Genomic DNA, 26125 nt, shown 5'->3' on the forward strand with positions numbered 1-26125 from the left:
TGGTGCGCGCTGTGGGCCGCCTGTCCTAGAGGGTCCGGAAAGCCGCTGATTGCAGTCGATACTGCCGCCATGGCAGCGCGCATAAGACTGCGCCGTCCGGGGCCGCGCCGATCAGCCACGCATCGAGTGGTGCCGTTTAGGGAAGATCATGGAAGTACAGCTAAGCGCGCCGATTTCCAGTCTTGGGCCAGCAGTCGCCTATCATCGGCTTGCGCCAAAATGGCTAAAGCGCTGAGAACGGAACGGCGTCAGATCGATCGACGGTTTCCGCTTTGAGACGAGATCTGCCACGAGCCGCCCGGTGATGCCAGCCAGCGTCAACCCGAGGTGGCCGTGCCCGAAGGCGTAGGTCACGTTCGGTGATGTCGGAGAGTTACCGATGACCGGCAGCGAATCCGGCATCGATGGACGAAAGCCGAGCCATTCCAAGGTGCCCTCTCCCGCACCAGGCAGAAGCGCTTCGACGCCCCTGCGGATCATGGCCGTGCGGCCGGCATTGGACGGGGCCGAGAGGCCGCCGAGTTCCACCGTGCCGGCAGCGCGCAGGCCATCTGCCATCGGCGTCATGTAGAATCCGTGTTCCGGATAACAGACGGGGCGCGCCAAGAGAGAGCCGGCCGACGGGAAGAGCACGTGATAGCCTCGTTCAGTGTCGAGCAGGACCCTGTCGCCGATCTGCCTCGCAAGCGTGCCTGACCACGCACCTGCCGCCACCACGGCGTGATCGGCACCCATTTCATCATCACCGGCCCGGAGGCGGACGCCTGCTTCTGTTATCTCCAGCCCGCTGGCGTCGCCGCCGACAAACGTGCCGCCGCGCTCGCCGACGACCATGGCAAGCGCGAAGGCCAGCAGCTTCGGGCTCGAAATCGTATAGGCATCGCGGAACAATACGCCGCGACAATATAGTGGTGCAAGATTGGGCTCGAGATCGCGGATTGCCGCGGCGTCCAGCCGCTCCAGGGCAACACCGTGACGCTCGCGAAAGAGCATTTCAGGCTCCGCCGCCTGAAACTGCGCCTCTGTCTTATAGAGATAAAGACATCCATGGCGCCGCTCAAGCGCCTTTGCGCCTGCTTCGTGGACAAGCGGCCGCCAGCCGGCATCGGCCTGCATAAGAAGGCCGGAGAGCACAGCGGCGATCCGTTCGACCTCATCCTTGCTGCTCGATGCCACAAACGCACGCAACCAAGGTGCCAGATGCGGAAGGTAGCGCCAGACGATTGCAAGTGGGCCAAGCGGGTTTGCAAGCATCCCTGGCACCCGCCAGGCAATGCCGGGCGTTGCGACGGGCACGACGCTATGAGGCGCAATCGTGCAGGCATTCCCGTATGAACAGGCTTGCTTATAGGATGCGCCGGCGAGCGGTGGCTCGCGGTCTATGACGGTGACGCGATGCCCTGCCTTTTGCAGCCAGAGCGCCGAAGCAAGGCCCACCAAACCGGCACCAATCACGAGAACATGTCGCCGCTCCGTCTCCGGCAGCGGCGCGATTTCCAGATTTGTCACGCCCGATTGCTCAGACATGACCGATCAACGCCCGGGGACGGTCGGCGAGTGTCGAAGCGATGATCCGCAGCGCCGTCGTCAACTCTTCGCGCGAGGCGGCACATCCAATGTTGACACGGACGGCATGCTCGACCGGCTGCCGATCGCAGGCAAAGGCAGCAGCCGGCATGACCGCGACGCCGTGAGCACGCAGGTTGGCGGCGAAATCTTCTGCCCGCCAGGGTGCCGGCAATCGCAGCCAGACAAACATGCAGCGGGGATCCGCTGCAAAGGAGTGGCCTGCCAGAATAGTGGTAACAAGCGTGTGGCGCGCCCGAAGTTCGGAAAGCTGGGCCTTCAAAATGGCCTGGGCGGTGCCATCCTCCAGCCACCGGCTTGCGATGAGGAGCGGCAACGGCGCAGGCATCCAGGCCGTTGTGCGCACTGCTTCGGCAGTCACCTGTGCAAGCCCCGGCGGGCAGGTCAGATAGCCGACGCGCAGGCCCGGCGCCAGGGCCTTAGAGAGGGCCGAAATATGGTAGGTCCTTTCCGGCGCAAGCGTGGCGAGCGTCGGAGCTCGGGTGCCGAGCATCGGTCCATAGACGTCGTCCTCGATGATCACCACGTCGTGGCGTTCGGCCACGGCGACCAATTCGTGGCGCCGCGCCTCGCTCATCGTCACGACACTCGGATTGTGCATCGAAGGAACGGCGAACACCGCCCGGACCGTTTCGCGCCGGCAGATATCCTCAAGCTCGCTTGCCGACATGCCCTCATCATCGCTGCCGATGCCAACGATGCGAAAGCGAAACATCTGCGCGAGCGCCTTCAGGCCATAATAGGTGAGGCGGTCCGAGACGACTACGTCGCCAGGCTCGATCAGGCTGCTGACGGCTGCCAGGAGGGCGTGCTGGGCCCCGCTGGTGACGACGATGTCGTCAGCGGATGGTTCAAAGCCGTTGAGCCCGATCCAGCGCCGGCCGGCGGCGCGTGCCCAGGCGGCTCCTTCGGGCGGCTGGTACTCCTGCATTTCCTGGAAGCGCGAATCGGCCGCAAGTGTGGGGAGTGTTTCGGCAAGGCGTTTTTGGAAATCATCGACAGCCGGGCGGTTAACGGTAAGGTCAATGACGCCGCTGGGCGGTGTCGCGCGATCGACGCGCGGCATCGCACCTTCCCTCATCACAATCGTCCCGCGGCGCGTACTTCCCACTACCAGATTGAGGTTCTGCAGCTCGCGATAGGCTTTGGTGACAGTCGATACATTGACCGAACGCTCCTTTGCCAGATCCCGTTGCGGCGGTAACTGGCTTCCGGGCGAAAGCTCGCCGGAACGGATTTTTGCCTCAATCTCGCCGGCAAGCTCGAGATAGGCGGGCCGACGCGCCGGTCGCTTCAGCACCCCGCTCTTTGTGTGGTTCTCCTGCATATCTCTCGGCATACAAATTTCCGCATCTGCTTTCGAACGCCGATCCGCTGGTATGGCGGAAAATGCACTCGTTCTCGTTGCTTTCCCTTATCTCTTTGCTGCCTATCATTTTTTTCTATGAATTTCGAGGGGCAGTTGATCGCCATACAAAATTATTTGTCTTGCTTGACAAAGTTGACGCCAGCGAGACAATATCGATCGCACACCGAGACAAAAGGCAAAGAACCTGACCGGTGACCGGAGGATTTTCATGAATGAGCCTTTCATCGCCTTTGAAGGCGTCCGCAAATCCTATGACGGCAAAAGCTACGTCGTGCGCGGGCTCGACCTCAGTGTCGCAAAAGGCGAATTTCTCACTTTGCTTGGCCCGTCCGGCTCGGGCAAAACCACGACACTGATGATGCTTGCCGGCTTTGAGGCTCCGACCCATGGCACCATCACGCTCGCCGGTCACCGCATCGATAGCGTACCGCCGCACCGCCGTAACATCGGCGTGGTCTTTCAGAACTATGCGCTTTTCCCGCACATGACCGTTGGCGAAAACGTGGCATTTCCACTCAAGATGCGGCGGCTCGGCAAGGCGCAAACGGCCGAACGCGTGCGCCGCGCACTCGACATGGTGCGCATGGAAAGCTTCCAAACGCGCCGGCCGAACCAGCTTTCCGGTGGCCAGCAGCAGCGCATCGCACTGGCCCGTGCGCTGGTGTTCGAGCCGCAACTGATACTGATGGACGAGCCGCTCGGCGCGCTTGACAAGCAATTGCGCGAACACATGCAGCTCGAAATCAAGCACCTGCACGGCCGTCTTGGCATCAACGTCGTCTATGTGACGCACGACCAGAGCGAGGCACTGACCATGTCGGATCGCGTCGGCGTCTTCGATGACGGCACGCTGCAGCAGATCGCCTCGCCGCACGCCCTTTACGAAGCGCCGGCAAACCCGTTTGTCGCGACCTTCATCGGGGAGAACAATGCCATCGCGGGCGAAGTGGTCGAGCTTGTCGGAAAGACCTGCCGGATCAGGACCGCGGACGGCTCCATCATCTCGGCTCTTGCCGGTGACGGGCTGAAACAGGGGACGCGCACGACCTTAGTGCTGCGCCCGGAGCGCATCACGCTGTCGTCTCCTGCCGAAAGTCCCAACCGCTTCACGGCCAAGATCGTCGAACTGATCTACCACGGCGATCACCTGCGGCTGCGCGTCCAGGCCTGCGGGTGCGATGACGTCCGTATAAAGGTGCCGGCTGCATTGGCGGACACGTTTCGGGCCTCCGGGGACAACATCGTCATCGGCTGGGCGCCGGAAGACTGCCGGGCGCTGGCTCTATCGTGAGAGCGAAAGGCCTAAACTGCATTCAACCAGAACAGGGGAACAAATATGAACCGCATCTCGATACTGCTTCAGACCTCCATGCTTTGTCTCGCCATGAGCGCACCTGCCCTTGCTGGGGATACGATCACGGTAACGTCGTGGGGAGGCGCATATACCAAAAGCCAGGAGAAAGCCTTCTTTGGTCCCTACTCGAAGGAGACCGGCGTCAAGATCCTGCAGGACGAGTGGGATGGATCCACCGCGAAATTGAAGGGCATGGTGGAAACCGGCCAGGTCACCTGGGATGTCGTCGATGTCGAACCAGGACATGCGCTGCAGGGTTGCGACGAAGGATGGCTGGAAGAGATCGACTATTCCAAGCTCGGCGGCAAGGAGGCCTTCATCGATGGCGCGGCAATGGACTGTGCGGCGGCCACCATCGTTTTCGGCACGATCTATGCCTATGATGCATCAAAATTTCCGAACGGCGGGCCGACGACGATGGCCGATCTGTTCGACACGAAAAAATTCCCCGGTCCGCGGGCGTTGCGCAAAGCGCCGAAGACGACGCTGGAATTCGCGCTGATCGCCGATGGCGTCGCGCCGGCCAAGGTCTATGACGTCCTCGGCTCGCCCGAAGGCGTCGATCGCGCCTTCAAGAAGCTCGATACGATCAAGAAGGATGTCAAGGTCTGGTGGACGGCCGGCGCCCAACCGCCGCAGCTTTTGGCCGACGGCGAAGTGCTGATGACCACGGCGTGGAACGGACGCATCTACGATGCCGTCAAAAACAGCGGCAAGAATTTCAAGATCGTCTGGGATGGCCAGGGGATGGACTTCAACCTTTGGGCCGAGCCGAAGGGATCGCCGCACAAGGAGGCGGCCGACAAATTCATCGCCTATACGATGACCCCGGACGTCATGGCCCGGCAGTCGCAGTACATCTCCTACGGCCCGACGCTGAAGGCGGCGATCGCCAAGGTTCCGGCCGACATCCTACCCGACCTTCCGACGGCGCCCGAAAACACCAAGAACGCGTTCGTGGTTTCGGCAGAATTCTGGGCCGACCATGACGAGGAATTGACCGAACGCTTCAACAAGTGGCTGGCGCAATAGTCCTCGCTCGGCGGGCGGGCTTTTCCTCCCGGGCCTGCCCGCCCATTTTTTGCGAATGAAGGTGTGCCATGGCGCTCATGCTTACCGACGACGTCATCAACAATGCCATCGACACGGCGCCTCTTGCCCGCCGGCTGCGTGGCCTGCGACGGAAGGGGCAGATGAGAGCCTTGCTTCTCGTCGCGCCGCTGATGCTTTTCCTGCTGGCGATCTTCATCCTGCCGATCGGCATGCTTCTTACCCGAAGCGTCGACAACCGCGAAGTGGCGCGAACGCTGCCGAACACCGTCGCAATGCTTTCCTCGTGGGACGGCAGAGGCGTACCAGACGAGGCGGTCTATGCCGCCCTCGCAACCGACTTGAAGGCATCGTCCCGCGAGGATGTGGCCGAGATCGCCAAACGGCTCAATTATTACGAAACTGGCATGCGCTCGATGCTTTTGAAAACCGCGCGCACGATCCGCAATGCAAAGGCGCCCTACGAGGATGCCTTCGTCGCAGCGGACGCTCAATGGGCAACGCCCCGCTATTGGCATCTTCTCAGGCAGGCAATGCCTGAGCTTACCGATTTCTATCTGCTCGCAGCGTTGGACATGAGCCGCGACGAGACCGGCGTTATAGCGACAGTCGCACCCGAAAACGCCGTTCATGTCGATGTACTGCTGCGCACCTTCGCCGTCAGTGCTTCGGTGACGCTGCTGTGCCTGCTGCTTGGTTATCCGCTTGCGGCATTGATCGCCCGGTCCAAGGGGGGCGCCGCCAACACTCTGCTGATCCTCGTGCTCCTGCCCTTCTGGACATCACTGCTGGTGCGTACGAGCGCTTGGGTCGTGCTATTGCAGAGCCGCGGCGTGGTGAATTCCGCGCTTGCATGGCTTGGCGTCATCGACCCATCGCAGCCGCTGGAACTCATCTACAACCGCATCGGCGTCTTGATCGCGATGACGCATATCCTTCTCCCGTTCATGGTGTTGCCGATCTACAGCGTCATGAAGAGCATCCCCCCGATCTACTTGCGCGCCGCCTCCTCGCTGGGGGCGCCACCACTATCGGCCTTCTGGCGAATCTATTTGCCGATGAGCATGCCAGGCGTCAGCGCCGGTGGACTTCTGGTCTTCATCCTGGCCCTCGGCTACTACATCACCCCAGCGCTCGTCGGCGGTCCGCGCGATCAAATGGTCAGTTACTACATTGCCTACTATTCGAACCAGGTGACCAACTGGGGGATGGCGGCGGCATTGAGCGCCATCCTCCTGGTCGCCGTGCTCATCCTTTACGCCGTCTACAATCGCATGGTCGGCATTGATCGTCTAAGGATAGGCTGATGAACCACTCCCTTTCCGTCGAACGCCTGCTTCCCATCCTGCTATGGATTGCCGGCGGCACTGTCGTTGTCTTCCTGATCGCGCCGATCATCGCCATCGTGCCCCTGTCGTTCAACGTGGAGCCCTTCTTCACGTATCCGATGCCAGGCCTCTCGCTGCGCTGGTATGAGGAATTCTTCTCCTCCGAAGTCTGGCAACTGGCTCTGAAGAACAGCATCATCGTCGCCGTCTGCACCACACTGGTGTCAACCGCACTCGGGACGTTGGCAGCAATCGGCCTTAGCCGGCCGGAATGCCCCTTCCGCGCCACACTGACTGCCATTCTGATTTCACCGATGATCGTACCGGTCATCGTCTCGGCGGTCGGCATCTATTATGCCTTTGCAGCCGTCGGTCTGCTTAACAGCTTGACCGGTTTAGTCCTTGCCCATACCGCAATCGGAGCGCCCTTCGTCGTCATTACCGTGACGGCGACACTTGCGAGCTTTGATCACAATTTGATGCGCGCGGCCTCAAGTCTTGGCGCAACGCCCCTTGAAGCCGTGCTGCGCATCATGCTGCCGATCATCGCACCGGGTGTCGTGTCGGGTGCGCTATTTGCCTTCGTCACGTCCTTCGACGAGGTGGTGATTGCACTTTTCATCGCCGGCTCCGAGGAACGCACCCTGCCCCGTCAGATGTGGAGCGGCGTTCGCGAGACACTGAGCCCGACCATCGCCGCCGTCGCAACACTGCTGATCCTATTCTCAACGCTGTTTCTCGCAACTATCCAGTGGCTGCACCGGCGCGCCGAACGCCAAAAGCTCATGCACTGATCGGGCTTTACGCCAACGCGTCTGGCGTGCTGTTCAGATGGACACCAAATTGGTCTTATGACGGCAAGGCTGCAGCAGCCTTGGTGTGCCGAACCCATTCGGCAAGAAAGCGGCTCTCGGCAAATGGCCGGTGCCTCCCTGGCTCCAATGAAGTGCCGCTCGTCTTTCGCACGGCCAATACTCACCTGCCATGACTGCATTTTTCGCGGCCGGGCTTCGGGAGCTGATTTTCAGCGTGTTCGGCGCCGGTGAACGGCCACCATGGATGCCGCCGAGAATTTGTGATGAAATCAACCGAATTGGGCGCCGAGTGACATCGAGATCCTGTTTTCGATTCACAGTCTGCCATGGAAGATGAAACCGATCAGGACGCCCAGCAGCAACGCTTGATGCTTTTGAAGCACTCAGACCGGCCAACATCGTTTCAGGAGATGCCGGACAACAAAGAGATGGGATCGTGTCGATTATGAGCTTTTTTGAAAGCCTCCTCGTCTTGTCTCTCGTGGCGATCCTGCTACTGCAGGTTTCGCGACGTCTGTCGCTTCCCTATCCTTCCCTGCTGGCAATGGCGGGCGCTGCAGCTGCGCTTGTGCCGGGAACCCCATATGTCTCACTTGAACCTGAGACCGCCCTTGCTTTGTTCATCGCCCCCGCGCTGATGGACGCGGCATTTGACTTTCCAGTCCGAACTGCCCGGCGTTTCTGGTTGCCGTTGCTCGTCTTTGCCATCGGTGGAGTGATTGTCACAGCATTCGCCGTTGCGCTTGCAGGATCTTGGCTTGCTGGCCTGCCGTTTGCGGCCGCGCTCGTCCTTGGGGCCATTGTCGCACCACCCGACGCAGCAGCGGCGACTGCGATCCTTTCAGGGGTGGCGATACCTCGCAGCACAGATGCCGTGCTGCGAGGCGAAAGCCTTTTCAACGACGCGGCCGCCCTCCTCATCTTCGGGGCCGCGCTCGCGGTACATTCAACGGGGAATCTTGGTGTCACCGTCGGCCTACATTTCGCCCTTGCGGCTCCCGGCGGCATCCTTCTCGGTATTTTGGCGGCTTTCGTCGGCAAGCATCTTTCCGGTTTCGTGTCCGGCACCTTGGGCGGAAACCTGCTTCAGTTCGTCCAGACGTACCTGCTTTGGATTCTTGCCGAACATCTGGGGCTGTCGGCGGTGCTTGCGGTCGTGGCCATGGCCATGGCTATGGCAAGCAGCGTCGCGACATCTGCGCGCATGCGGGTCCAGTCCTATGCGGTCTGGAGTGCCGTCGTCTTCGTCCTCAACATCATGGCATTCCTATTAATGGGCATGCAGATCAGAGGCATCATCGCAGGCATGCCGGAGGGTCAGCTCGGCCAGGCCTGCACATTCGCTGCGTTTGTCGTCGCGATCGTCGTTCTCGTCCGGTTTGCGGTCTGCATCGGCTATAACCGTATCCTGGCCAGCCTTGCACGCCGCCGCGGACGAAAGGAACCAGCGACGATCAAGCAGGCGGTTCTCGCCGGCTGGTGCGGAATGCGAGGACTGGTCACCCTTGCGACAGCATTCGCGCTGCCGAGCGATTTTCCTCAGCGCGACACAGTCGTGCTGACTGCTTTCGCGGTGGTTCTTGCAACACTCGTCATCCAAGGACTGACGCTTTCACCCTTGATCCGATGGCTGGGTCTCGACGGGCGCGCAGCGGCAGCCGAGGAGCTGCGGGGCCGTCGCGCGCAGATCACAAAGGCCGGCATCTGCGTACTGGAGGATCAATCCGGCCCGGAGGCGGAGCTCTTGAGAAGCAAGTTTCTGATCGAGCAGAAAGCACTTTTCAATGTTGAAGGACCCTCCTCGCTTGAAACCTACCGCAAACTGGCGCTGGGCTCGATTGCCGCCCAACGCATGGAGCTTGAGCGACTTCGTTCCCAGAATGAACTCAACGTCGATGAGTACAATCTGCTGCTTGAGGAGATCGACTGGCGAGAGCTTTCTGTTTTGCCGCTCGAAGATCGGAAGATTGAGGAGATCTGAAATCACGCGCTGCATTCCTCGTGTCCCCGCGAGAATGCCTGGTCCCTGTCGCGTGCTGAAATTCTTGCCCAGGCCCCTCAGGCGATGGTCTTTACAAGCTCCTGCGCCGCCATCACTCCAGTATCATATGCGCCGTGTGCAGTCGAATAGCGTCCAGTCGAACAGGCTTCACCTGCAAAGAAGATGCGATTGTCATGCGGAGCGGCAAGCGTTCTGCGAAGATCAGACGCTCCTGGGCTGGCGTATGAATAGGAGCCGCCGATGTGCGGATCGGAGCCCCAAGCCGAAAAGGAGATCAATGAAAGCTGCCGTCCGATGTCGGATCCCAAAGCGCGCTTCAGCTCGTCAAGTCCGAACTGGAATGCCTCCTTCGGTCCCCCACGTTCTAAGTCATTTGCCAAATCCCCTGCATAATATCCCTCCACAACGGGATTTCCTAGGGGCCTGATTTGGTAGGCACCTGTCCGGCGTTCGCGATAGGAGCCTAGAAGATGACTGTCCAGCGGTAGGGCGTCTGGCCTTTCCACCTTCATGAACAGTTTGTTCGCAAGGCCGAGGGGCAGGCGGGAGGCTGCATCGATTTTTTTGGGAAGCGGCGGGAGAAACGCGATGCGCTCACTCGCAAGCACATTCGTAGAGACAGTGACGATTACCGCCTTGACACGGAGGTGGCCTTTCGATGTCGAAATACCGACGTGATCCGCGGCGCGGTGGTCGATGCGTTCCACGGGGGTCTGCAGCTCGATCGCAAGGGGTCCGGCATAGGCGGAGACAACCGTTCCATAGCCTTCACGTACTCGCCAGTCGGGACCGGGACCGGGCTCATACCGCTGGAGGTCGACAACCGACGATCTTTCAAGTCCGGCTCCGGTGATGAACGCACCGACCGCGTGGACGTACTCGTTCCACCTGCCGCCGGCGGGGAGCATGCTCGAAAGCGCCGCATCCTCGCCCTCATGGGAATTGATCCTCTCAAAGAATGCTTCGAGGGCGCGGATTGCGGGCCGGGCGTCAGCGTTTGTTTCGAGCTGGCGACCTCCCTCGTCCCATGGGGCGCGGGCGTCATCGATCGTAAGCCCCAGTTTCCGGGCGATCGCCGTCCAGGCATTCGTTCTTGCCCCATGCAGCCATCCGCATCCGACGTCAAGGGCGCCGAGTCCCGCACCGAAATGCTCAGTCCGCGCTCGCCCTCCTATACGTGCGGACGCCTCCAGAACGACGAGCGAAAGGTCCGGTCGCGCCGCCATAAGGTGCCGGCCCGCCGCTATACCGGCCGCGCCAGCGCCGATGATCGCCACATCTACTTCGTTCTCAGTCACAATGGTGCCTCCCGATTGAGCTCAGAACGGCCATGGTGATCCATATGCACCAGCGTCAGCATAGCTTCGGACAGAGCCGGAGAATAGCTGCGGACACTGACCGCTCCCATTAGCCAGTTTCGAAGGAGATGCCGCCCAAAATCAGGTGATCTTCGCTGAAGCCGCATCCTGAATACTTCGGAGTCGTCAAGATGCGCGCTGCGGACTTTGCGCCGCTGTCGTTTCATGGCTTCTGGCTCGGACAAAGATCAAGGTATCTCAATAGTTCCTGGCCGCAGTCTTTGAGAGCAGAACTGCTCTGGCTTGCCTTCGCGATCCCCATTGCCCCCCAGTATGAAGCAATGATGAAGATTGCTGCGGCCTCGGCATCAAGGTGCGCGTAGCGTCCGGCGAGTTGATCTGCGCGGATCTTTTGCGCAAGTTGACTTCTCCATTGCGCGAGGATTGCGACGGCGGCCTCCCGCATGGCGCCATCTTGTCCGACCGGTTCGCTCACCATGTTGCCGAGCGGACATCCAGAGACAAAGCCCTGTTGATCCAGTTCTCGGATGATCTCGGTGAATATGGCTTCTATGCCGTCGGATGCCGTCTTAGCCTGTGATATCGGCTTGATCCAAGTTTGCTCGACTGCGTCGGCGACATTGCCGTTCAAAACTGCAAGACCCAGCTCCTTCTTGGTCGGGAAGTGATGTGAGAACGCTCCACCTGTTACGCGCGCCGCCGCCTTGAGGTCCTGAACGGTAGTAACGCCGTAGCCGCGGGTGGTGAAGGCGTTGAAAGCGGTGTCGACAATTCGCCTTCTTACGCCTTCCGGATCGTTCGATCTTCGCTTCTGCAGACGTTTCGCCATTGAAGGGTTCTGTAACATAACTTGACAAACAGGACAATCGACCTGTAATTAAAAACAGGACAGCTATCCTGTTTTTTTGAGGGATCAATGCGTAACCCCACGTCAGCCGATTCAGTCTTCGAACTCCGCCAGTACCGTCTCCATCCGGGTGCGCGCGAAACGCTGATCGACGTTTTCGATCGAGAATTCCTGGAGACACAGGAGGAGGCTGGCATACGCGTCGTCGCTCAGTTTCGCGATCTCGATGATACCGACAGCTTCGTCTGGCTGCGCGGCTTTGCGAATATGGAGTCGCGAAGAGAGGCGCTCGGCCGCTTTTACGGAGGCTCGGTCTGGGCGCGCCATCGTGATGTCGCCAACGGCACAATGGTCAATTCCGACAATGTTCGGCTGCTGCGCCCCGCCAACCTCGACCCGAGTTCTCAGCCGTGCGCCGCAGAGCGGCCGCGCTCCGGCAGCACTTTGGAGTCGTCCGCGCTGTTTCTTTGCGCGATCCATTACACTGCGCCGGGTAAAGAGGAGGCTTTTTCTGCCTTCTTCGAAAATGACCTCCGCTTACCGCTTCTCGAAAGTGGCGCGACCGTCCCTGCAACCTTCATGAGCGAACACAGCGCCAACACGTTCCCAAGGCTCCCGATCCGAGAAGGAGAATCGGTTTTTGTCGCTCTTTACCGTTTCCCGACGCCGCAAGCTTACGCCACTCATCTCGGCGCACTTGCAGCGTCGCGGAAGTGGACCGAGGAAATCGAACCGCAAATCATGCGACGCACGTGGCGGGCGAGCGAGGTGCTGAGGCTTTCACCGACGTCACGATCGTTGATGCGCTAGTTTTGTCGGAACCTCCATCGATTTTCAGGCCCGCGATGAATTCCTTTTCAACTGCCTAGGGCCTCGCCGATGGCGGCAAGCAGCACTCGGCCCTCGAAGGGCTTACGAAAAAAACCGCTGATGCCCTGGGCGCGGCCCTGATCCGCGATCTCATGGCGGCCTGTGATCAGGAACACCGGCAATTCCGGATGCGCCTTCTTCACCAAGTCACGAAGTTCAAAGCCATCCGTGCCTGGTATTCCTATGTCGGTGATGAGGACATCCACGCCTGACAGCCCGCTCGTGAGCAGCGATTCTGCGGAAGAAAAGCTGCGTGCTGCGTAGCCCCCGGACTCCAGGAGTTCTTCCAGCGACTCAAGTACCCTTGGGTCGTCATCAACAACCGCCACGACAGGTCTTTTTTTGCTCATGCTCTGCTCCCTCTCGCTTGACGCGAGTGAGTTATTGACATTTCCAACTCCGCTATCCCCCGCATAACGTTCCTTGTGTGGATTTGCTGCATGACCCCGCTGATCCGCAGTTCTGCAGCGGCCTATCTGTTAAAGACACCGCTCCCGTAAGCGGCAGCCCTTCCTCGGCGCATCAAGTTCATGACGCTCCGGTCTTCTCCCGATCCTGGCCGATTGCCGCCTGGCTGAACGCCGTTCGGATGCGCGCATCGTCATTCACGCTCCATACGAATGGATCATTTGTTGTCATGGAGCTGAGTTCATTTCGGCCGGCAATGTGAAGATGAATTTCGCTCCGTGTGGTTCGTTTTTCTCGGCCCATAGCTGTCCACCATGCGCCTCGACAATCGAACGGCAGATCGCAAGCCCCATGCCCATCCCGTTCTCTTTCGTCGTAAAGAACGGCTCGAATATCTTGTCAGGAAACTGAACGCCACGGCCACGATCACTGATCTCGGTCTGAACCATGTCGCCCATCCGATGTACCCGTATCCGAAGAACCCTGTCATTTTGAACTGACGCCATCGCGTCCATGCCGTTGCGAATGAGATTGATCATAACCTGCTGAACCTGGACGCGATCGAACGCGACAAGCCGAAGATGGTCCTCGACCTCGATGCTCATGCGGACGCGGCGCCGTGACGCCTCCTCGGCCACGAGATCGCGCACCTCGGCGATGACGCCGCCGAGGGTCGTACAATCTCGCGTGTCTGAGGACTGCCTGAACAAGGCGCGAATGCGGCTGACGACGTCGGCGGCGGAATTTGCGCTGTGAATGATACGCTCCACCGTTTTTTGAGCTCGCTCGATATTTGGTGGCTCGGCTGTGAGCCAACGCTGGCAGGCGCTTGAGTAGTTCATCACGGCCGCCAGGGGTTGATTGACCTCATGCGCGATGGATGCCGAAAGTTCAGCAAGGCTGGCCGCCTGGCTTGCGCGGGCGAGGCTCTCTTGCGTTAGAAGCAACTTTTCCTGAGCTCGAACCTCACCGTCGATATCCAGGCAGATGACGTTCCACTGCACAATGGCGCCGTCGGCGTTGCGCATTGGCGCTGCGCGCGTTTCGACCCAGCGATACTCACCATCGAAGCGCCGCAGACGGTGTCTCCGAGCATAGGGCTCACCGGTGGACAGGGAATGGGCGTACTGCTCCTTAACGCCCGCGACGTCGTCTGGATGAACGCCGGCGTCCAGTGTGCCGGCCAGCCGGGACTTTCCTGCGCCGTCCAGTTCTTCAAGCTCGTATCCGAGGAATTCGCGGAGCTGCTGGCTGCGATAGACCGGCTCACCATCCGGCGCCGCGCAATCGATCAAGGCCGGCAGCGTTTCAACCAGCTGCCAGAGAAAACGCTCTCTCTCGCGCAGCGCCTCCTCGGCATGCATTTGATCTTCGATGTCGTGACAGAGGCCGTACCACTGCAGGATGCGCCCGCCATCATCGCGCAGCGGCTCAGCGCGGGCCGACATCCAGCGATAGACCCCATCCGCACGACGCAGGCGATAGTTCAGGGAAAAGGCCGCGCCGCTGGCGAAGGAGTGATTGAGCGCGTCCGCCAGCCGGGTTGCATCATCGGGATGGACGAGCGCTGCTATGGCCGCAGCCAGCCCGCTCGATTCCGGACTATCGTAATCGCCTACGTCCAAACCGAAGAACTTGATCATGCGCTTGCTGAAGAAAACCGGCTCGCCCTCTGGACTTAGCCGCCAGAGCAGGCTTGGAACCATGTCGACGAGCTGCGAGAACTCCCGTTCCCGGTTGAGCAGAGCCTTTTCAGCCTTCTTGCGTTCTGTGATATCGATAAAGCCGACCAGACTCTTGTCGGCGACGGCGCCGGGACGGGCGGTTGTGAATAGGACGTCGATGACGGTGCCGTCCATTCGCGCCACCTGGGTCTCCTCCTGGAAGACCTCCTCGCCGCGATAACGCGCCTCAATGGAGCGACGTATGGTGGAAATGCTCGGCTGCCAGTAGCGGGTAATTGGCCCGTGCATCTCCTCGGCATTTTTTGCACCGAACATCTCGATGAGATGTTGGTTGACCTCCTCAACCTCCAGAGCTTCCACGGCGCGCGGCAGGAATTCGGGATGCTCGTCGATGTAGGTCTGGAGTTCCGTCACGCCCTGCGCCCGCAACTCCTCGAACAAGGGAATAAGCTTGCTGGCACCCACCTGCGTGAGCCCGATCGGCATATAGTGGAACAGGTCGCGGTAGCGACGCTCGCTTTGCTGCAAAGCCTCCTGCGCCGTCACCAGGTCATCGATATCGAGACAGACCCCATACCATTGCACGATCCGGCCGTCGGGGTCGCGCAGCGGCTCCGCACGCCCCTCGGTCCAGCGATAGGTTCCATCTGCCCGATGCTGACGATACTTCATCGCGAAGGAGGTACCAGTCTCGAACGAGCGCGCGAGCGCCTGCTCCACCGCCTGCCTTTCTTCCGGGTGGACATCGGCCAAGGACCGCGAGGCGTCCGGCGCGGTCAAGTCTTCGAGCGTGACGCCGACCATGTCCATGAGCCGCTTGTTGATGTAGGACGGGATCCCTTCAGGCGTCGTGCTCCAGATCAGAGCGGGCACGGCGTCGATGAGCTGCCGGAGCTGCCGCTCACTTTCGCGCAATGCTTCCTGCGCGCGCACCTCATCATCGATGTCGATGGAAATGGCCAGCCATTGCACAATCACGCCGCCTTCATCCCGCAACGGTTCCCCGCGGCCATCAACCCAGCGATACGCGCCGTCCGCGCGACGCATACGATATTTCATGGAGTATGGCTCACCGGTGGCTAGGGAGTGTCGGACCGTCTCTAGCAGACGGGCTGCATCTTCGGGATGGACCAGAGACTCTATGGCTGCCGCCATCCGGCTCATGTCCGGCCTATCCAGTTCGGCCACGTCGTTCAAGCCGAAGAAGTCAAGCAAGCGCTTGTTGAAGAATGTCGGCTTGCCTTCGGGCGTCAAACGTCTGATCTGGACGGGAACCATGTCCACGAGCTGCGAGAGCTCCCGCTCCCGGTCGCGCAATGCCACCACGCTTTGGCGCAACGTGAGCAGCGCCAGCTGATGCTGCCGGGATATAGCGGCAACGATGAGCGCAGAAAATGCCGAGATGGCCAGAAAAAGCTGCAGCATTATCTGCTTGTGCTTCAAGGACTCGGCATCGCCGGCAAATTGGCTGGCGCCGGATATTGTAAATACCGCCGTGATGAGAGCAAGGAGGGTCAAGGCGACGGCGGCGCCTCTGAACTCAAAGCGCGCCGCAGCCCAAAGAAGGGGCGGCATGATGATGTAGGCGAAGGGTAGATAACCGCTCAAGGAAAGGGCGGCGACACCAAGAAAGATCAGCCCAAGGACGCAAGCTTCCATCCATCGCGCGGACGAGAGCTCGATCCTACCGCGCCAGTTCTGGAACACGACCAGCGCCAGTGGCGCTACGATCAGGATCCCGGTGGCGTCTCCGACCCACCATAGTGGCCAAGCCGCCACGAAGGTCTGCGATTGTATGCCAAACCACGCAAGTGTCGCACTTCCCACCGTCGCGCCTACGACTGGCGCAATTCCGGCGGCCAGTACCACGAATGCGAGTACTTCCTGCAAGGTTTCCAGCCGAACCGGCCGCCTGCAGGTCCGATTCACAAGCCAAGCGCCAACCGCCGCTTCAAGCGCGTTGCCGATATAGATCAGGAAGGCTGCAGGCAGCGGACTATGGAACCACAAGAAATTGCTGAACAGTTCAGCCAGGCACCCCGCCAGCACCCACCACGGCCAGCTGTACCTGGAGGCGACGACAAGCGTGGCAATGAAAAGTCCGCCCGCAGGCCAAATGGAGATACCTGTTCCAGGTACGATTGCGAGCGACTGAGCGAATGCGCAACCCAACACATAAGCTGCAAAAAAAAGCCCCAGGTGCAAGAATTGGGGACGATGCGACCAGACGCACCTCATCGGCAGCTCCTGTCGGACAAAGGAAGTCTGGGCACTGTCAGCGCTTCGTCCGGCACCTTTACCCAATATCCGGGCTGATTTAATCATACCCCAACTTAATCCCAGCATGCCTATAGTGGACCCTCCTCACGAAAGCCGGAATAGGTCCTGCGCTTCTGCGCTTAGGATACGTGGAAGCAAGCGACAAAAACACCTATTCCGAAGAATAGGGTCCGGCAGCTTGTCGGTGAAGCCCTTCTTGGAGGTCGCCAGGCAGTCCAGGAAGCACCGAGGCCTGGAGCTTTTTTGTCCCGGCATCAAAATACCCGAGAGGTTGACCCAAACCCTCATCCTTGCAAACTAGGGGCAGGAAAAATCGGCTTCAATGCGCCCCTTCGCATTTTTCATGCCTCAGATCCGCAATGGTTTCGACAGCATAAACCCAGGTCAGCTGGCGAAGATCGCTCGGCTGGGAGAGATCCCGCCCTGGACAAGGACGGCGGTCATGGCAGTAAAGAAGGCAATTTGTACGACCAGCCGGAGGTTCGCGCGCCGAGCCGAAAGCAGATGCCATACGACTATTCCAGCCAATCCGAGAAAGATCATCCAGGCCAGGGGAGCGCTCGCGATTTCACTCAGATAATCCTGCAGCATGATGGTCATCTCTTGGCGTAAATGGCAGATCGGTTTGCGCCTGACATTCGAAGACTTCAGTGTCGACGGGGTTTGGAAGGCCTGATCTGGTGTGAAGGAACCGCCTCGATCCGGGATACTTTTGAATATGATGGCAGCGAACGCCGGCAATGATTGCAGACCAGCATCTTCGAACCGCCACTGGTTATTGGTAGCCGATACCCGCGATGTAGTTCGCGAGCATGTGTTCTTGCAGCTGCTCTTGCTCGAAGAGGACTTTCATCACGTCGCGAATATCAAGCACGCCGAGAGGCTTCGAACCCGCACCAAGCACCGGCATGTTCTGAAGCCGACGCGCCACCATGATCTCCCAGGCTGCATGGAGCTCGTCATTGGGATCGCACGAAATGATATTCCGGCTCATGAGCGTCTCGACTGAAACCTCCGCAGGTTCTCGGTACGTGAGATGGCGAACGAGGTCGGATTTGCTCAGCACGCCCGTCGCCTTTCCATTTTCCCCGCTCACGACGGCCAAGCCAATCCCGGGGCTGGAAAGCGAGAGTGCCGCAGCTTGCAAAGTGGCGTTGACATCGATCACCTTCAAACGAGCCACTGTCATAGGATATAATCGTTCGATGCGCATTGCGCCCTCCTGAGAGCTTCCGCGGGTCATAGCCTGCCACGCCAAGTGTTTCATTCGAGACCGGACAGGCGCCGCTGCGGCATAATCGGCAAATGTCAGCTGAGCGCTGCCTTCTCCAAACCGAACTTCGCATCGTCATCTTTGTCTCCGTATAATCGTCACTACACCGACCCAATGGATCGGCGAACCGCGAGGGTTCTTGTCTGGGACTATCTTTGCTGCGTGGAATGGCGGAGCCAGTCTTCGAACCGGATTGCCCCGAGGCGTGCGCCATCGCCGGGAACGAGCGTCCGGTCGCCGATCTCCACCTCGAAGTAGCGGGCGTGCGGATCGACCACGATGTCGCGCGCGTCTTTGGTCGCTTTCAGAAAGCGCGTGACGAAGTCGCTGAGAGGCGCTCGCTCCGGACCGGCGATTTCGATCATGCCGTTCTGGGGCTCTGCCAGGGCCGCATCAGCCATGGCATCGGCGACATTGTCAGCTGCGATCGGCTGCAAGGCGCCTGGAGACAGTCGAACAGTCGACCCCGTGGTGCCGGATTGGGCGATGGCGCCAATGAATTCGAAGAACTGGGTGGCGTGAACGATCGTATAGGGAATTCCCGAACTCCTGATCAGGTTTTCCTGAAGCATCTTGCCGCGGAAGTAGCCCATTGCCTGAAGGCGGTCGGTGCCAACGACCGATAACGCGACGTGATGTCGAACGCCGGCAGGCTTTTCGGCTGCAAGGAGGTTTCGGCCGGATGTCTCGAAAAACTCAATAGCGGCCTTTTCTTCGAACGATGGCGCGTTCGCCAGGTCGACCACCACCTGCGCACCAGCCAGAGCATCGGTCAGGCCCTCCCCGGTTATGGTGTTGACCCCCGAATTCGGGGATGCTGCCAGGACTTCGTGTCCCTTCTTGCGCAATCTTTCCACAGTCTTTGAACCGATCAGTCCGGTTCCACCGACAACAACGATTTTCATGCCCATTCTCCTCGTTTGCATTATTGAAGTTGCGTCGCTGGATCGAAAGAAGTCCTTGCGCCGCCAGGCACTTACTCAGCCGCTGCGGCCTCTTCGATGAGCGAGGCGACCTCGGTGGGATGTGAAACCATGACAGCGTGGGAGGCCCCCTCGATGACCACAGTCTTCACCGCGTGCGCGCGCGCCGCCATTAAGTTCATGACAGCAGGCGGGATGTTGCGGTCCTGCGAGCCGTAGACCATGTAGGAAGGAAGTTTCTTCCATGAGGCGGCACCCGAGGGTTCGGCCAGGGCGGCCTGCCTAATGGGCCGCTGGGTTGCGGCCATCAGCTTTGCCTGATCTTCGGACACGTCAGCGGCGAACTGAGCACGGAACTTGTCCTGTTGGATGTAAAGATCCTGGCCTTCATCCGGCAGGGCGATCGCCGAAATCGCGCTCGCCAACGTGCTGCCCGGAAACTTTCCCGAGAGTGTAAGACTGGATTCGCCAGTATCCGGCGCAAAAGCGGCTACATAGACCAAGGCCTTCACATTGGCGTTGCCGTTGGCAGCCTCCGTGATGACCGGCCCGCCATAGGAATGGCCCACCAGCACGATTGGGCCTGAGATCGAGCGGATGAGGGACGAAACGGCCGCTGCATCTCCGGAGACGCTGCGAAGCGGATTGGCCGCGGCGATGGCCGTATAGCCATCCCTTCTCAATTCGCCAATGACGTCGCTCCAGCTCGAAGATTCCGCGAAAGCGCCATGCACGAGCACGATGGTCGGCTTGTCCTGCGGATGTGTGGGCTGTCCCAGCGCGCTTCCCGACACGGTCGCCGCTGTGGCAAGCGCCAGAACTCTGATGATGTCTCGCACCTGTTTTTTTCCTCCTGCGGTCGTCGTGACCAGTCTGAGGAGAATGCGCCAGCCGGGCGGGCCAGCCTATCGAACGCAAGCATCGGCCATATGATGCCAGAGTGTAGGTCGCATATATCGGGTGATTGGCAATCCCGGTCGAAACGAACCTGAGCCGGCCATCCTTGGAATTGGCTGGATTTGCTCCAGGTCGACCGTCGACCGCCTTGGGTATCAGTAAATGTGGTGGACGACAGCGCGTGCAAATCTCCATCGCCGACACGTCGGTTTCGAGCGGCTTTTACGGGGTTCGTCAAAGGTCCGTAGATCATGGAGAAGAAGTGCGCAGTTCTGGAACCAGGTCTCTGCCGCCTTGAAGGGCTGGCGACCTACCTCCGACGCTCTGATCGTCGATAGCACAACACTATCCGGCATGATGAAGGCAAAGCCTATGAAGTTGTCGCAGACGAGCGTTCGCGTCATTTCGCCGACGCACGATTGCGCCATCGACGACGTCACGGGTCTCAACATAATCGCGTAGACGCCTGCCACCGATCGAAAGTAGGCCATGGCAGGCCAAGAACCTGGAGTAGCTCGGGAAGGACCTCACGCATGGGCGCGACGTCCTTCAACCACCGCAACGACAGGCGGCTCGAACAAAGGGACAGCCTTGCAACTGGGCTTCTCAGAGCGCCTTCTAAAAGTGCCGCTTAATCCCTCCACATACCCATGACTAGGGTTGGTACTTTTCGCGAAGGTCGGCGGGCAGCGTATCCCAGGCGCGGATAAGCTCACCGACAGAAATGGTCCGCATCTTACGCATCACGTTGCTGCGATGGAGCTTCACGGTGATCTCGCTGATTCCGAGTTCGAAGGCGATCTGCTTATTGAGGCGGCCGTGGGCGACTTCGCGCAGGACCTGCCGCTCGCGCGGCGTCAAGGTCGCAAACCGCCCGGCATGCTGCTTGATCGTCTGCGCTTGTGCCCGCTGCGCGACATCGCGTTCGATCCCGGCTATCACCGCGTCGAGCAGGGTCTGGTCTCGAACCGGCTTTGTCAGGAAATCGACGGCTCCGGCCTTCATCGCCTGCACCGTCATCGGAATGTCGCCATGGCCGGTCAGGAAGATGATTGGCTTTGGACTGCCCCTTGCAGCGAGTTGATACTGAAGGTCCAGGCCGCTCGATCCTGGCATGCGAACGTCAAGTACCAGGCAGCCAGGCCGCTCGGGAAGCTCCGCTTCCAGCAGTTCGCCCGACGAGGCGAAACAACTGACTTCGAGACCGACGGACAACATGAGCTCCTGAAGCGAGCTCCGCACCTCCTCGTCGTCGTCAACGACGAGGACCAACGGGCAATCGGTATCTGCGGCGAGCGTTGTCATGGGGCTACCTCCGGACTCGGCAAGCTCTGAAAACGAAAGGCCTTGCCGTCGGCGCACCAATGTTCCGGCTGTGATTGCGTCCAATCCTGGCCTGCAAACCGGGAAATCCCAGGCGGGCGACTAAAGTCTCGCTTCATTGCCACATCTCCTTCTGCTCGCCGGACGTCACGCATTTCAGCCATCGCCTGAGGGTGGACCAGATTTGGTCTCCCGAGCTCCGTCGGCACTTGGGCAGCCCTCAGGAAGACAGATCACGCGCCGCGGGCTTGCGGCTACGAGACTTAGTCCGTTCGTCAAGCCAATCACGAACCTCATTCGAAAAATCACGCGGCGCCTTACGGCCCACGACGCGTCCCACATCCGCCAGCGACTGACTGGCCAGAGAATCCCTCATTGCCTTCTCCGCACCGAGCATCACCGCATGGATCGCGCAGACTCCTGCCGTCGCCCACTTCGGCGGCTGATTACCGAATACAGCGCAGCGTCCGCGAATCTCCTGGCAATCGAAGAGTGGTTTTTGGCCCTCGATCGCATCGACGACATCCAAAATGCTGATACTCTCGGGCGCTTTGGCAAGTAGATATCCGCCCCGCACCCCTTCCGAGGCCCGCACGATTCCGGCCTTCTCGAGCTTCGGGAATATCTTGGCCACGAAGCTTGGAGAAATCCCCTGGAAGTCAGCCAGGTCACGGCTGCTCACCGGCGCCTCGGGCGAACCAACGAGCCAGAGCAGGCAGTGCAATCCATATTCCACGCTCACCGTCAAATGCGCCATTACACGGACTGTATCAGTCCGAGTTATAGCAAGCAAGGCATAACTCGGATAATGTTCATCCACGTTATGGAAGCCTATACATCGCACAGCGCACTGCCGTGATGACAGCACATTGCTCATCATGATACCGTCCTGAAATCTGGCAAATGCAATATCGGTAGGGTAGCGGGGCCGACCGGGCAGCACAATGCTCGTTTCAGGCAGCAGGCTGTTGCATCGGGGGGAACACTTGTGACCGACCTGGATGACCTTAGAAGCTTCATCGAAGTGGTCGAAAGCGGCGGCTTCAACCGCGCCGCCAGGCGGCTCGGGGTGTCGAAGTCGATCGTGAGCCGGCGCATCGCACGTATGGAAGCTGACCTCGGCACCCGCCTCATCACCCGCACCACCCGTGGCATCTGCGCGACAGAGGCCGGCCTCGAATTCAAGCAGCGCAGCGAGCGGATCATATCGGAATTCGATGAGGCGCGCGAAGCAGTTGCAATGCACGCCGGTGAGGTGGTTGGCCGGCTGCGGCTCTCGGCGCCGCTGAATTTCGGACAGCGCTACCTCGTCCCCGTATTGACCGAGCTCGCCGGTCGCCATCCGCGGCTCGAACTCGAGGTCTCCTTCAGCGACCGTGGCGTCGACCTTATCGGCGAGCGCTACGATGTCGCAGTCCGTCTCTTCGAGTTGCGCGACTCCAGCCTGATCGCACGCCGCATCGCCTCTGTCAGGCCCTTCATTGTCGCCAGTCCCGATTATCTTGCGCGCTACGGCCGTCCCGAAAAGCCCGAGGATCTGCACACTCACGAGTGCCTCATCTACTCGGGCCGTTCGGCGCTTGACTGGAAATTCCGCGCAGGCAAACGCATGATTTCGGTTCGTCCGAAAGGGCGTCTTTTCACCGACAATGGCGAAGCGATATTGAACTGGACGATCGCTGGACTCGGTATCGCCGAGCTCCCCTCTTTCATGGTCTCTGACGCAGTCAAGAGCGGAGCGCTCGTCCCGCTGCTGCTCGACTACCCGATGGATGCCGGCGCTATCTACGTGGTACGCCCACCAGGACCATACGTGCCGGCCAAGGTGCGCGTGCTGATCGACATCATGGTCGAGCGCTTCCGTGGCGAGCCCGTGTGGGATCGCAGCCTAATGAAGGAGCGCGGGCGAGAGGTCGCAGCCTGATGATCGCAGTGCCGCGATCGGCGTTTTCAGATGGCGAAACACAGATAACCGTCGTCTGTGCCAGACGCTTCGATGGCTTCGCACTCGCAAGTGCAGTCGCGTGCGTGGCCATACCGGGGTCAAAGCAGTGTCATACCACCGTCGACCCTCAGGTTGACGCCTGTGACAAAGCTGCTCGCGTCCGTTGCCAGGAAGAGCGCAGCTTTCGCAAGTTCCTCCGGCAACCCCATACGCCCCAGAGGTATCGCTTCCGCCATGGCTTTCTCGAAGGTCCCCCGTTGCTCGGCCGGAATGCCCAGCTTGGCCAGGATTTCGGTGTCGACAGGCCCTGGGCTGAGCACATTGACCCTGATGCCGCGCGACTTCAGTTCGATCGACCAGGACCGAGCGAAGGCACCGAGCGCTGCCTTCGAACCCGCGTATACGGCATGTCCGTCGAGCACCTTCTCGCTGGCAATCGAACCAGTGAGAATGATCGCGCCGCCATCCCGGATAATCGGTGCTAGTTTCTGTACGCCAAAAAAGACGCCTCGCGTGTTGACGGCGAATTGCGCGTCATATTCCGCTTCACTAACCTCGGCCGAGTGTGTGATCGTGTTGATCCCCGCGTTCGCCATGTAGATGTCGAGCGCCCCGAACTTATTTGCGATTTCTTTCGCAATGCGGTCGTGGTGGGCAAGATCTGCGACGTCGCCTTGTATCCCCAGCGCACCCGCACCGATCTGCTCAATCGCATCGTCGACCGCCTGCTGGCGCCGGCCCGTAATGACGACCTGCGCGCCTTCAGCAGCGAAGGTCTTCGCCGCCGACAGTCCGATCCCGCTGTTTCCGCCCGTGATGACGGCGACTTTGCCTGCAAGCATACCCATGTAATCGCTGCTCCTGCTTTTGAAAAAGTGCCGGTGTGAGTACTATTCCCCCGCCGGCTTTGATGGTGTTGATCGATGTTCAGCCTTTGACCATGGAACCGGCAAACGCGGCACAACGACCGTGCCGACCCCTGGTTCGTTTTCGATGCCGATGTTTCCTCCCGCCTCCTGGACAAAAGCGTTTGACTGCGGGCAGGCCAAGGCCGCCCAATCCGGTCGTTCTCGTCGTGAAAAATGGTCTGACCGATCGACACATGAACCCACGCCGTCAACATAAAGGAACCTATGAGGAGAGCGCGGTTGCAATCGATCAGATCAAGGACGAGAGCAGATAATACCGAGGGACAGGTCGCCTGATCGCACCGGTTGCTAATCGAGAGATCAATCTGCCCTCGCAAACCAAGCCGTCTACGAGGGGTACGCTAAAGCGTTAATCACCCTGCCGGGGCAGGTTATGCACCTGCGCCGATGGCTCACGTGGGGATTGATGCACACATACGTCGGCTTGGCGCTCCTGATCGATTGTGTGGCTGGTCGAGGCGGGCGTTCTCGTGGCAGCTTGATGCCGTGAGCTGCGGTAACCGGACATGACAGAGATGACGAATGCGGGAGTCTTTCCGGTTTCAACCTGCAGCCAACGAAGCGGCAGCCGAGCGTCCAACCTGTCCGGCTCCGCCCACTTTCGTGATGTCACCTGTTGTGTGGCACCGGGCTTCATATGGCGGCTGAGTTGCTTGCTACAATGGAACAGAAAGCCATGATCGGCATCGAAACTATCGTATTGCAACCAGTTCGTGATCTTGGAGATGGCTCTAAGGCACAGCGTGCCTTGCCGTCTCAACATCGATACTTGGTCGGTCCTTTCGTCGTTTTCGAGCAAATCGGCCCTGCTGAGTTTAGAGCCGGTCATGGCCTCGACGTACCGCAGCATCCCCACATAGGCCTTGCGACCGTGACTTACCTAATCGATGGAGAGATTCTCCACCGAGACCGTCTGGGTGAGGTGCAGACCATCCACGCTGGCGAGATTAACTGGATGACCGCCGGATCGGGCATCGTGCATTCCGAGCGGACGCCTCCAGACATCCGGGCCATCGGAAGCGACCTCCTCGGCATTCAAGCCTGGATCGCTCTTCCCTCCCGAGACGAAGAGGCTGCCCCGCGCTTTGTACACTACGACGCGTCGGAAGTGACCAGAACCTATGCCGACGGGGTCGAAATGACTTTGATTGCCGGAGAGTCTGACGGTTTTTCATCAGCAACAGCGGACAAGCCAGGGTGCTTTGGACTGGTTGCGGGCTCACTCCAAAGCCCTCGCGCGTGGCGGGAGGGCGTTAGCCGCCCGACGCGGTCCGTCTTTGAATTCCATCAAGAAAAATCGCCACGATCGAACCGGCGACTTCCTCTATCGCCTCAGGACCCAAGGGCGGGCGCAAGCCGAGCACGACTTGCAGGTGTGTATTATCGCGCAACATACCGGCAAAATGATCTGCAACCAATTTGCAGTCCTCGACCTCGATTTCGCCCCGTTTGCTCGCCTCTTCCAGAACTTCGGCGAGACGAAATGAGGCGCGACCGGGTCCTCGATCATAGAAGGCCCTAGCAAGATCAGGGAAGCGAAAAGCCTCCGCCATGATTGCGCGGTACACGCCGATCATCATGGGCGACATGTAGACTTCAACAAGCTTGCGAGCGAATTGCGTCAACGTTTCACGGAGATTGCGACCGACGATTTCTTCAACTGCCAACGTGCTTAGCGCACTATCGGCTCCCTCGGACACCAAGGCAGTGAACAGCCCCTCCTTGCTTCCAAATTCACTGTAGATGGTCCGTTTCGACCCGCCGACCCGATCAATGATCGCATCCACGCTGGTAGCGGCATAGCCTTGCTCGAAAAACACGGTGGCAGCGGCCTGCAGAATCGCAGATCGCCGTTCATCTGAAGACGATCTTTTTGCTGTCCTGGTAGCCATCCTGTCCATCCTGTTGTTACCAACTTGAC

At 59.8% G+C, this 26125-nt stretch carries 22 protein-coding genes and 1 pseudogene; 8 read left to right on the top strand and 15 right to left on the bottom strand.

Annotated elements, in window-relative coordinates:
- Nucleotides 1-201: 201 nt before the first annotated feature.
- Both ISN39_RS29170 and ISN39_RS29175 read right to left on the bottom strand, forming a co-directional pair.
- Entirely contained in the window at nt 202-1527 is a 1326-nt protein-coding gene (locus ISN39_RS29170; RefSeq protein WP_194731456.1) for an FAD-dependent oxidoreductase, read from the bottom strand.
- On the bottom strand, nt 1520-2914 hold the full coding sequence (locus ISN39_RS29175; protein ID WP_194731970.1) for a PLP-dependent aminotransferase family protein: 1395 nt from the start codon (nt 2912-2914) through the stop codon (nt 1520-1522). Before ISN39_RS29175 ends, ISN39_RS29170 begins: the two co-directional genes overlap by 8 nt.
- 250 nt (nt 2915-3164) lie before the next feature.
- Here ISN39_RS29175 and ISN39_RS29180 point away from each other — a divergent pair, with 250 nt between their 5' ends.
- From ISN39_RS29180 to ISN39_RS29200, 5 genes are all read left to right on the top strand, one after another.
- Entirely contained in the window at nt 3165-4247 is a 1083-nt protein-coding gene (locus tag ISN39_RS29180) for an ABC transporter ATP-binding protein (RefSeq protein WP_194731457.1), read from the top strand.
- A gap of 45 nt (nt 4248-4292) precedes the next feature.
- Nucleotides 4293-5342 (top strand): ABC transporter substrate-binding protein, encoded by a 1050-nt coding sequence (locus tag ISN39_RS29185; RefSeq protein ID WP_074071510.1) that lies wholly within the window; start codon nt 4293-4295, stop codon nt 5340-5342.
- A 77-nt stretch (nt 5343-5419) separates the two neighbouring features.
- Nucleotides 5420-6667, top strand: a complete 1248-nt coding sequence (locus tag ISN39_RS29190) for an ABC transporter permease (RefSeq protein WP_246763512.1) — start codon at nt 5420-5422, stop codon at nt 6665-6667.
- On the top strand, nt 6667-7482 hold the full coding sequence (locus ISN39_RS29195; protein ID WP_074071509.1) for an ABC transporter permease: 816 nt from the start codon (nt 6667-6669) through the stop codon (nt 7480-7482). The genes ISN39_RS29190 and ISN39_RS29195 overlap by 1 nt, the downstream gene beginning before the upstream one ends.
- A gap of 466 nt (nt 7483-7948) precedes the next feature.
- Nucleotides 7949-9484: a cation:proton antiporter gene (locus ISN39_RS29200; protein ID WP_194731459.1), complete on the top strand. Its 1536-nt coding sequence runs from the start codon at nt 7949-7951 to the stop codon at nt 9482-9484.
- 77 nt (nt 9485-9561) lie between these two features.
- Here the strand turns inward: ISN39_RS29200 and ISN39_RS29205 are convergent, their stop codons facing one another.
- Nucleotides 9562-10803, bottom strand: a complete 1242-nt coding sequence (locus tag ISN39_RS29205) for an NAD(P)/FAD-dependent oxidoreductase (RefSeq protein ID WP_246763463.1) — start codon at nt 10801-10803, stop codon at nt 9562-9564.
- Between the two features lie 223 nt (nt 10804-11026).
- Nucleotides 11027-11653 carry a TetR/AcrR family transcriptional regulator gene (locus ISN39_RS29210; protein WP_194731460.1) on the bottom strand — a complete coding sequence of 209 codons (627 nt, stop codon included), beginning with the start codon at nt 11651-11653 and terminating at the stop codon, nt 11027-11029.
- 87 nt (nt 11654-11740) lie between these two features.
- Between ISN39_RS29210 and ISN39_RS29215 the strand changes: the two genes are divergently transcribed.
- Nucleotides 11741-12481 carry an NIPSNAP family protein gene (locus tag ISN39_RS29215; protein ID WP_194731461.1) on the top strand — a complete coding sequence of 247 codons (741 nt, stop codon included), beginning with the start codon at nt 11741-11743 and terminating at the stop codon, nt 12479-12481.
- A 47-nt stretch (nt 12482-12528) separates the two neighbouring features.
- On the opposite strand, the gene ISN39_RS29220 is transcribed toward ISN39_RS29215, so the two are convergent.
- From ISN39_RS29220 to ISN39_RS29255, 8 genes are all read right to left on the bottom strand, one after another.
- Nucleotides 12529-12891, bottom strand: coding sequence for a response regulator (locus tag ISN39_RS29220; RefSeq protein ID WP_194731462.1), 363 nt, complete (start codon nt 12889-12891; stop codon nt 12529-12531).
- 285 nt (nt 12892-13176) lie between these two features.
- Nucleotides 13177-16872: a PAS domain-containing protein gene (locus tag ISN39_RS29225; RefSeq protein WP_194731463.1), complete on the bottom strand. Its 3696-nt coding sequence runs from the start codon at nt 16870-16872 to the stop codon at nt 13177-13179.
- Nucleotides 16873-17298: 426 nt separating this feature from the next.
- Nucleotides 17299-17505 (bottom strand): hypothetical protein, encoded by a 207-nt coding sequence (locus ISN39_RS29230; RefSeq protein WP_194731464.1) that lies wholly within the window; start codon nt 17503-17505, stop codon nt 17299-17301.
- A gap of 184 nt (nt 17506-17689) precedes the next feature.
- Nucleotides 17690-18127, bottom strand: coding sequence for a CBS domain-containing protein (locus ISN39_RS29235; protein ID WP_194731465.1), 438 nt, complete (start codon nt 18125-18127; stop codon nt 17690-17692).
- Between the two features lie 209 nt (nt 18128-18336).
- Nucleotides 18337-19092: an SDR family oxidoreductase gene (locus ISN39_RS29240; protein ID WP_194731466.1), complete on the bottom strand. Its 756-nt coding sequence runs from the start codon at nt 19090-19092 to the stop codon at nt 18337-18339.
- Between the two features lie 71 nt (nt 19093-19163).
- Nucleotides 19164-19949: an alpha/beta hydrolase gene (locus ISN39_RS29245; protein ID WP_194731467.1), complete on the bottom strand. Its 786-nt coding sequence runs from the start codon at nt 19947-19949 to the stop codon at nt 19164-19166.
- Between the two features lie 712 nt (nt 19950-20661).
- Nucleotides 20662-21312, bottom strand: coding sequence for a response regulator transcription factor (locus ISN39_RS29250; protein WP_074071499.1), 651 nt, complete (start codon nt 21310-21312; stop codon nt 20662-20664).
- Between the two features lie 238 nt (nt 21313-21550).
- Nucleotides 21551-22087, bottom strand: coding sequence for an Rrf2 family transcriptional regulator (locus ISN39_RS29255; RefSeq protein WP_194731972.1), 537 nt, complete (start codon nt 22085-22087; stop codon nt 21551-21553).
- A 231-nt stretch (nt 22088-22318) separates the two neighbouring features.
- Here ISN39_RS29255 and ISN39_RS29260 point away from each other — a divergent pair, with 231 nt between their 5' ends.
- Nucleotides 22319-23254, top strand: coding sequence for a LysR family transcriptional regulator (locus ISN39_RS29260; protein WP_194731468.1), 936 nt, complete (start codon nt 22319-22321; stop codon nt 23252-23254).
- A 119-nt stretch (nt 23255-23373) separates the two neighbouring features.
- Here the strand turns inward: ISN39_RS29260 and ISN39_RS29265 are convergent, their stop codons facing one another.
- Nucleotides 23374-24123, bottom strand: a complete 750-nt coding sequence (locus tag ISN39_RS29265) for a glucose 1-dehydrogenase (protein WP_194731469.1) — start codon at nt 24121-24123, stop codon at nt 23374-23376.
- Nucleotides 24124-24553: 430 nt separating this feature from the next.
- Nucleotides 24554-25033: a hypothetical protein gene (locus ISN39_RS38025; protein ID WP_348652004.1), complete on the bottom strand. Its 480-nt coding sequence runs from the start codon at nt 25031-25033 to the stop codon at nt 24554-24556.
- Here ISN39_RS38025 and ISN39_RS38030 point away from each other — a divergent pair.
- Nucleotides 24974-25192 (top strand): annotated as a pseudogene (locus ISN39_RS38030) (pirin family protein); the annotation flags it as partial. The gene ISN39_RS38025 and the pseudogene ISN39_RS38030 sit on opposite strands and share 60 nt — an antisense overlap.
- Before the next feature lie 265 nt (nt 25193-25457).
- On the opposite strand, the gene ISN39_RS29275 reads toward ISN39_RS38030, so the two are convergent.
- Nucleotides 25458-26096 carry a TetR/AcrR family transcriptional regulator gene (locus ISN39_RS29275; RefSeq protein WP_194731470.1) on the bottom strand — a complete coding sequence of 213 codons (639 nt, stop codon included), beginning with the start codon at nt 26094-26096 and terminating at the stop codon, nt 25458-25460.
- Nucleotides 26097-26125 lie beyond the last annotated feature (29 nt).

This window comes from Rhizobium sp. 007 (assembly GCF_015353075.1).
In the GTDB taxonomy this organism is placed as follows: domain Bacteria; phylum Pseudomonadota; class Alphaproteobacteria; order Rhizobiales; family Rhizobiaceae; genus Rhizobium.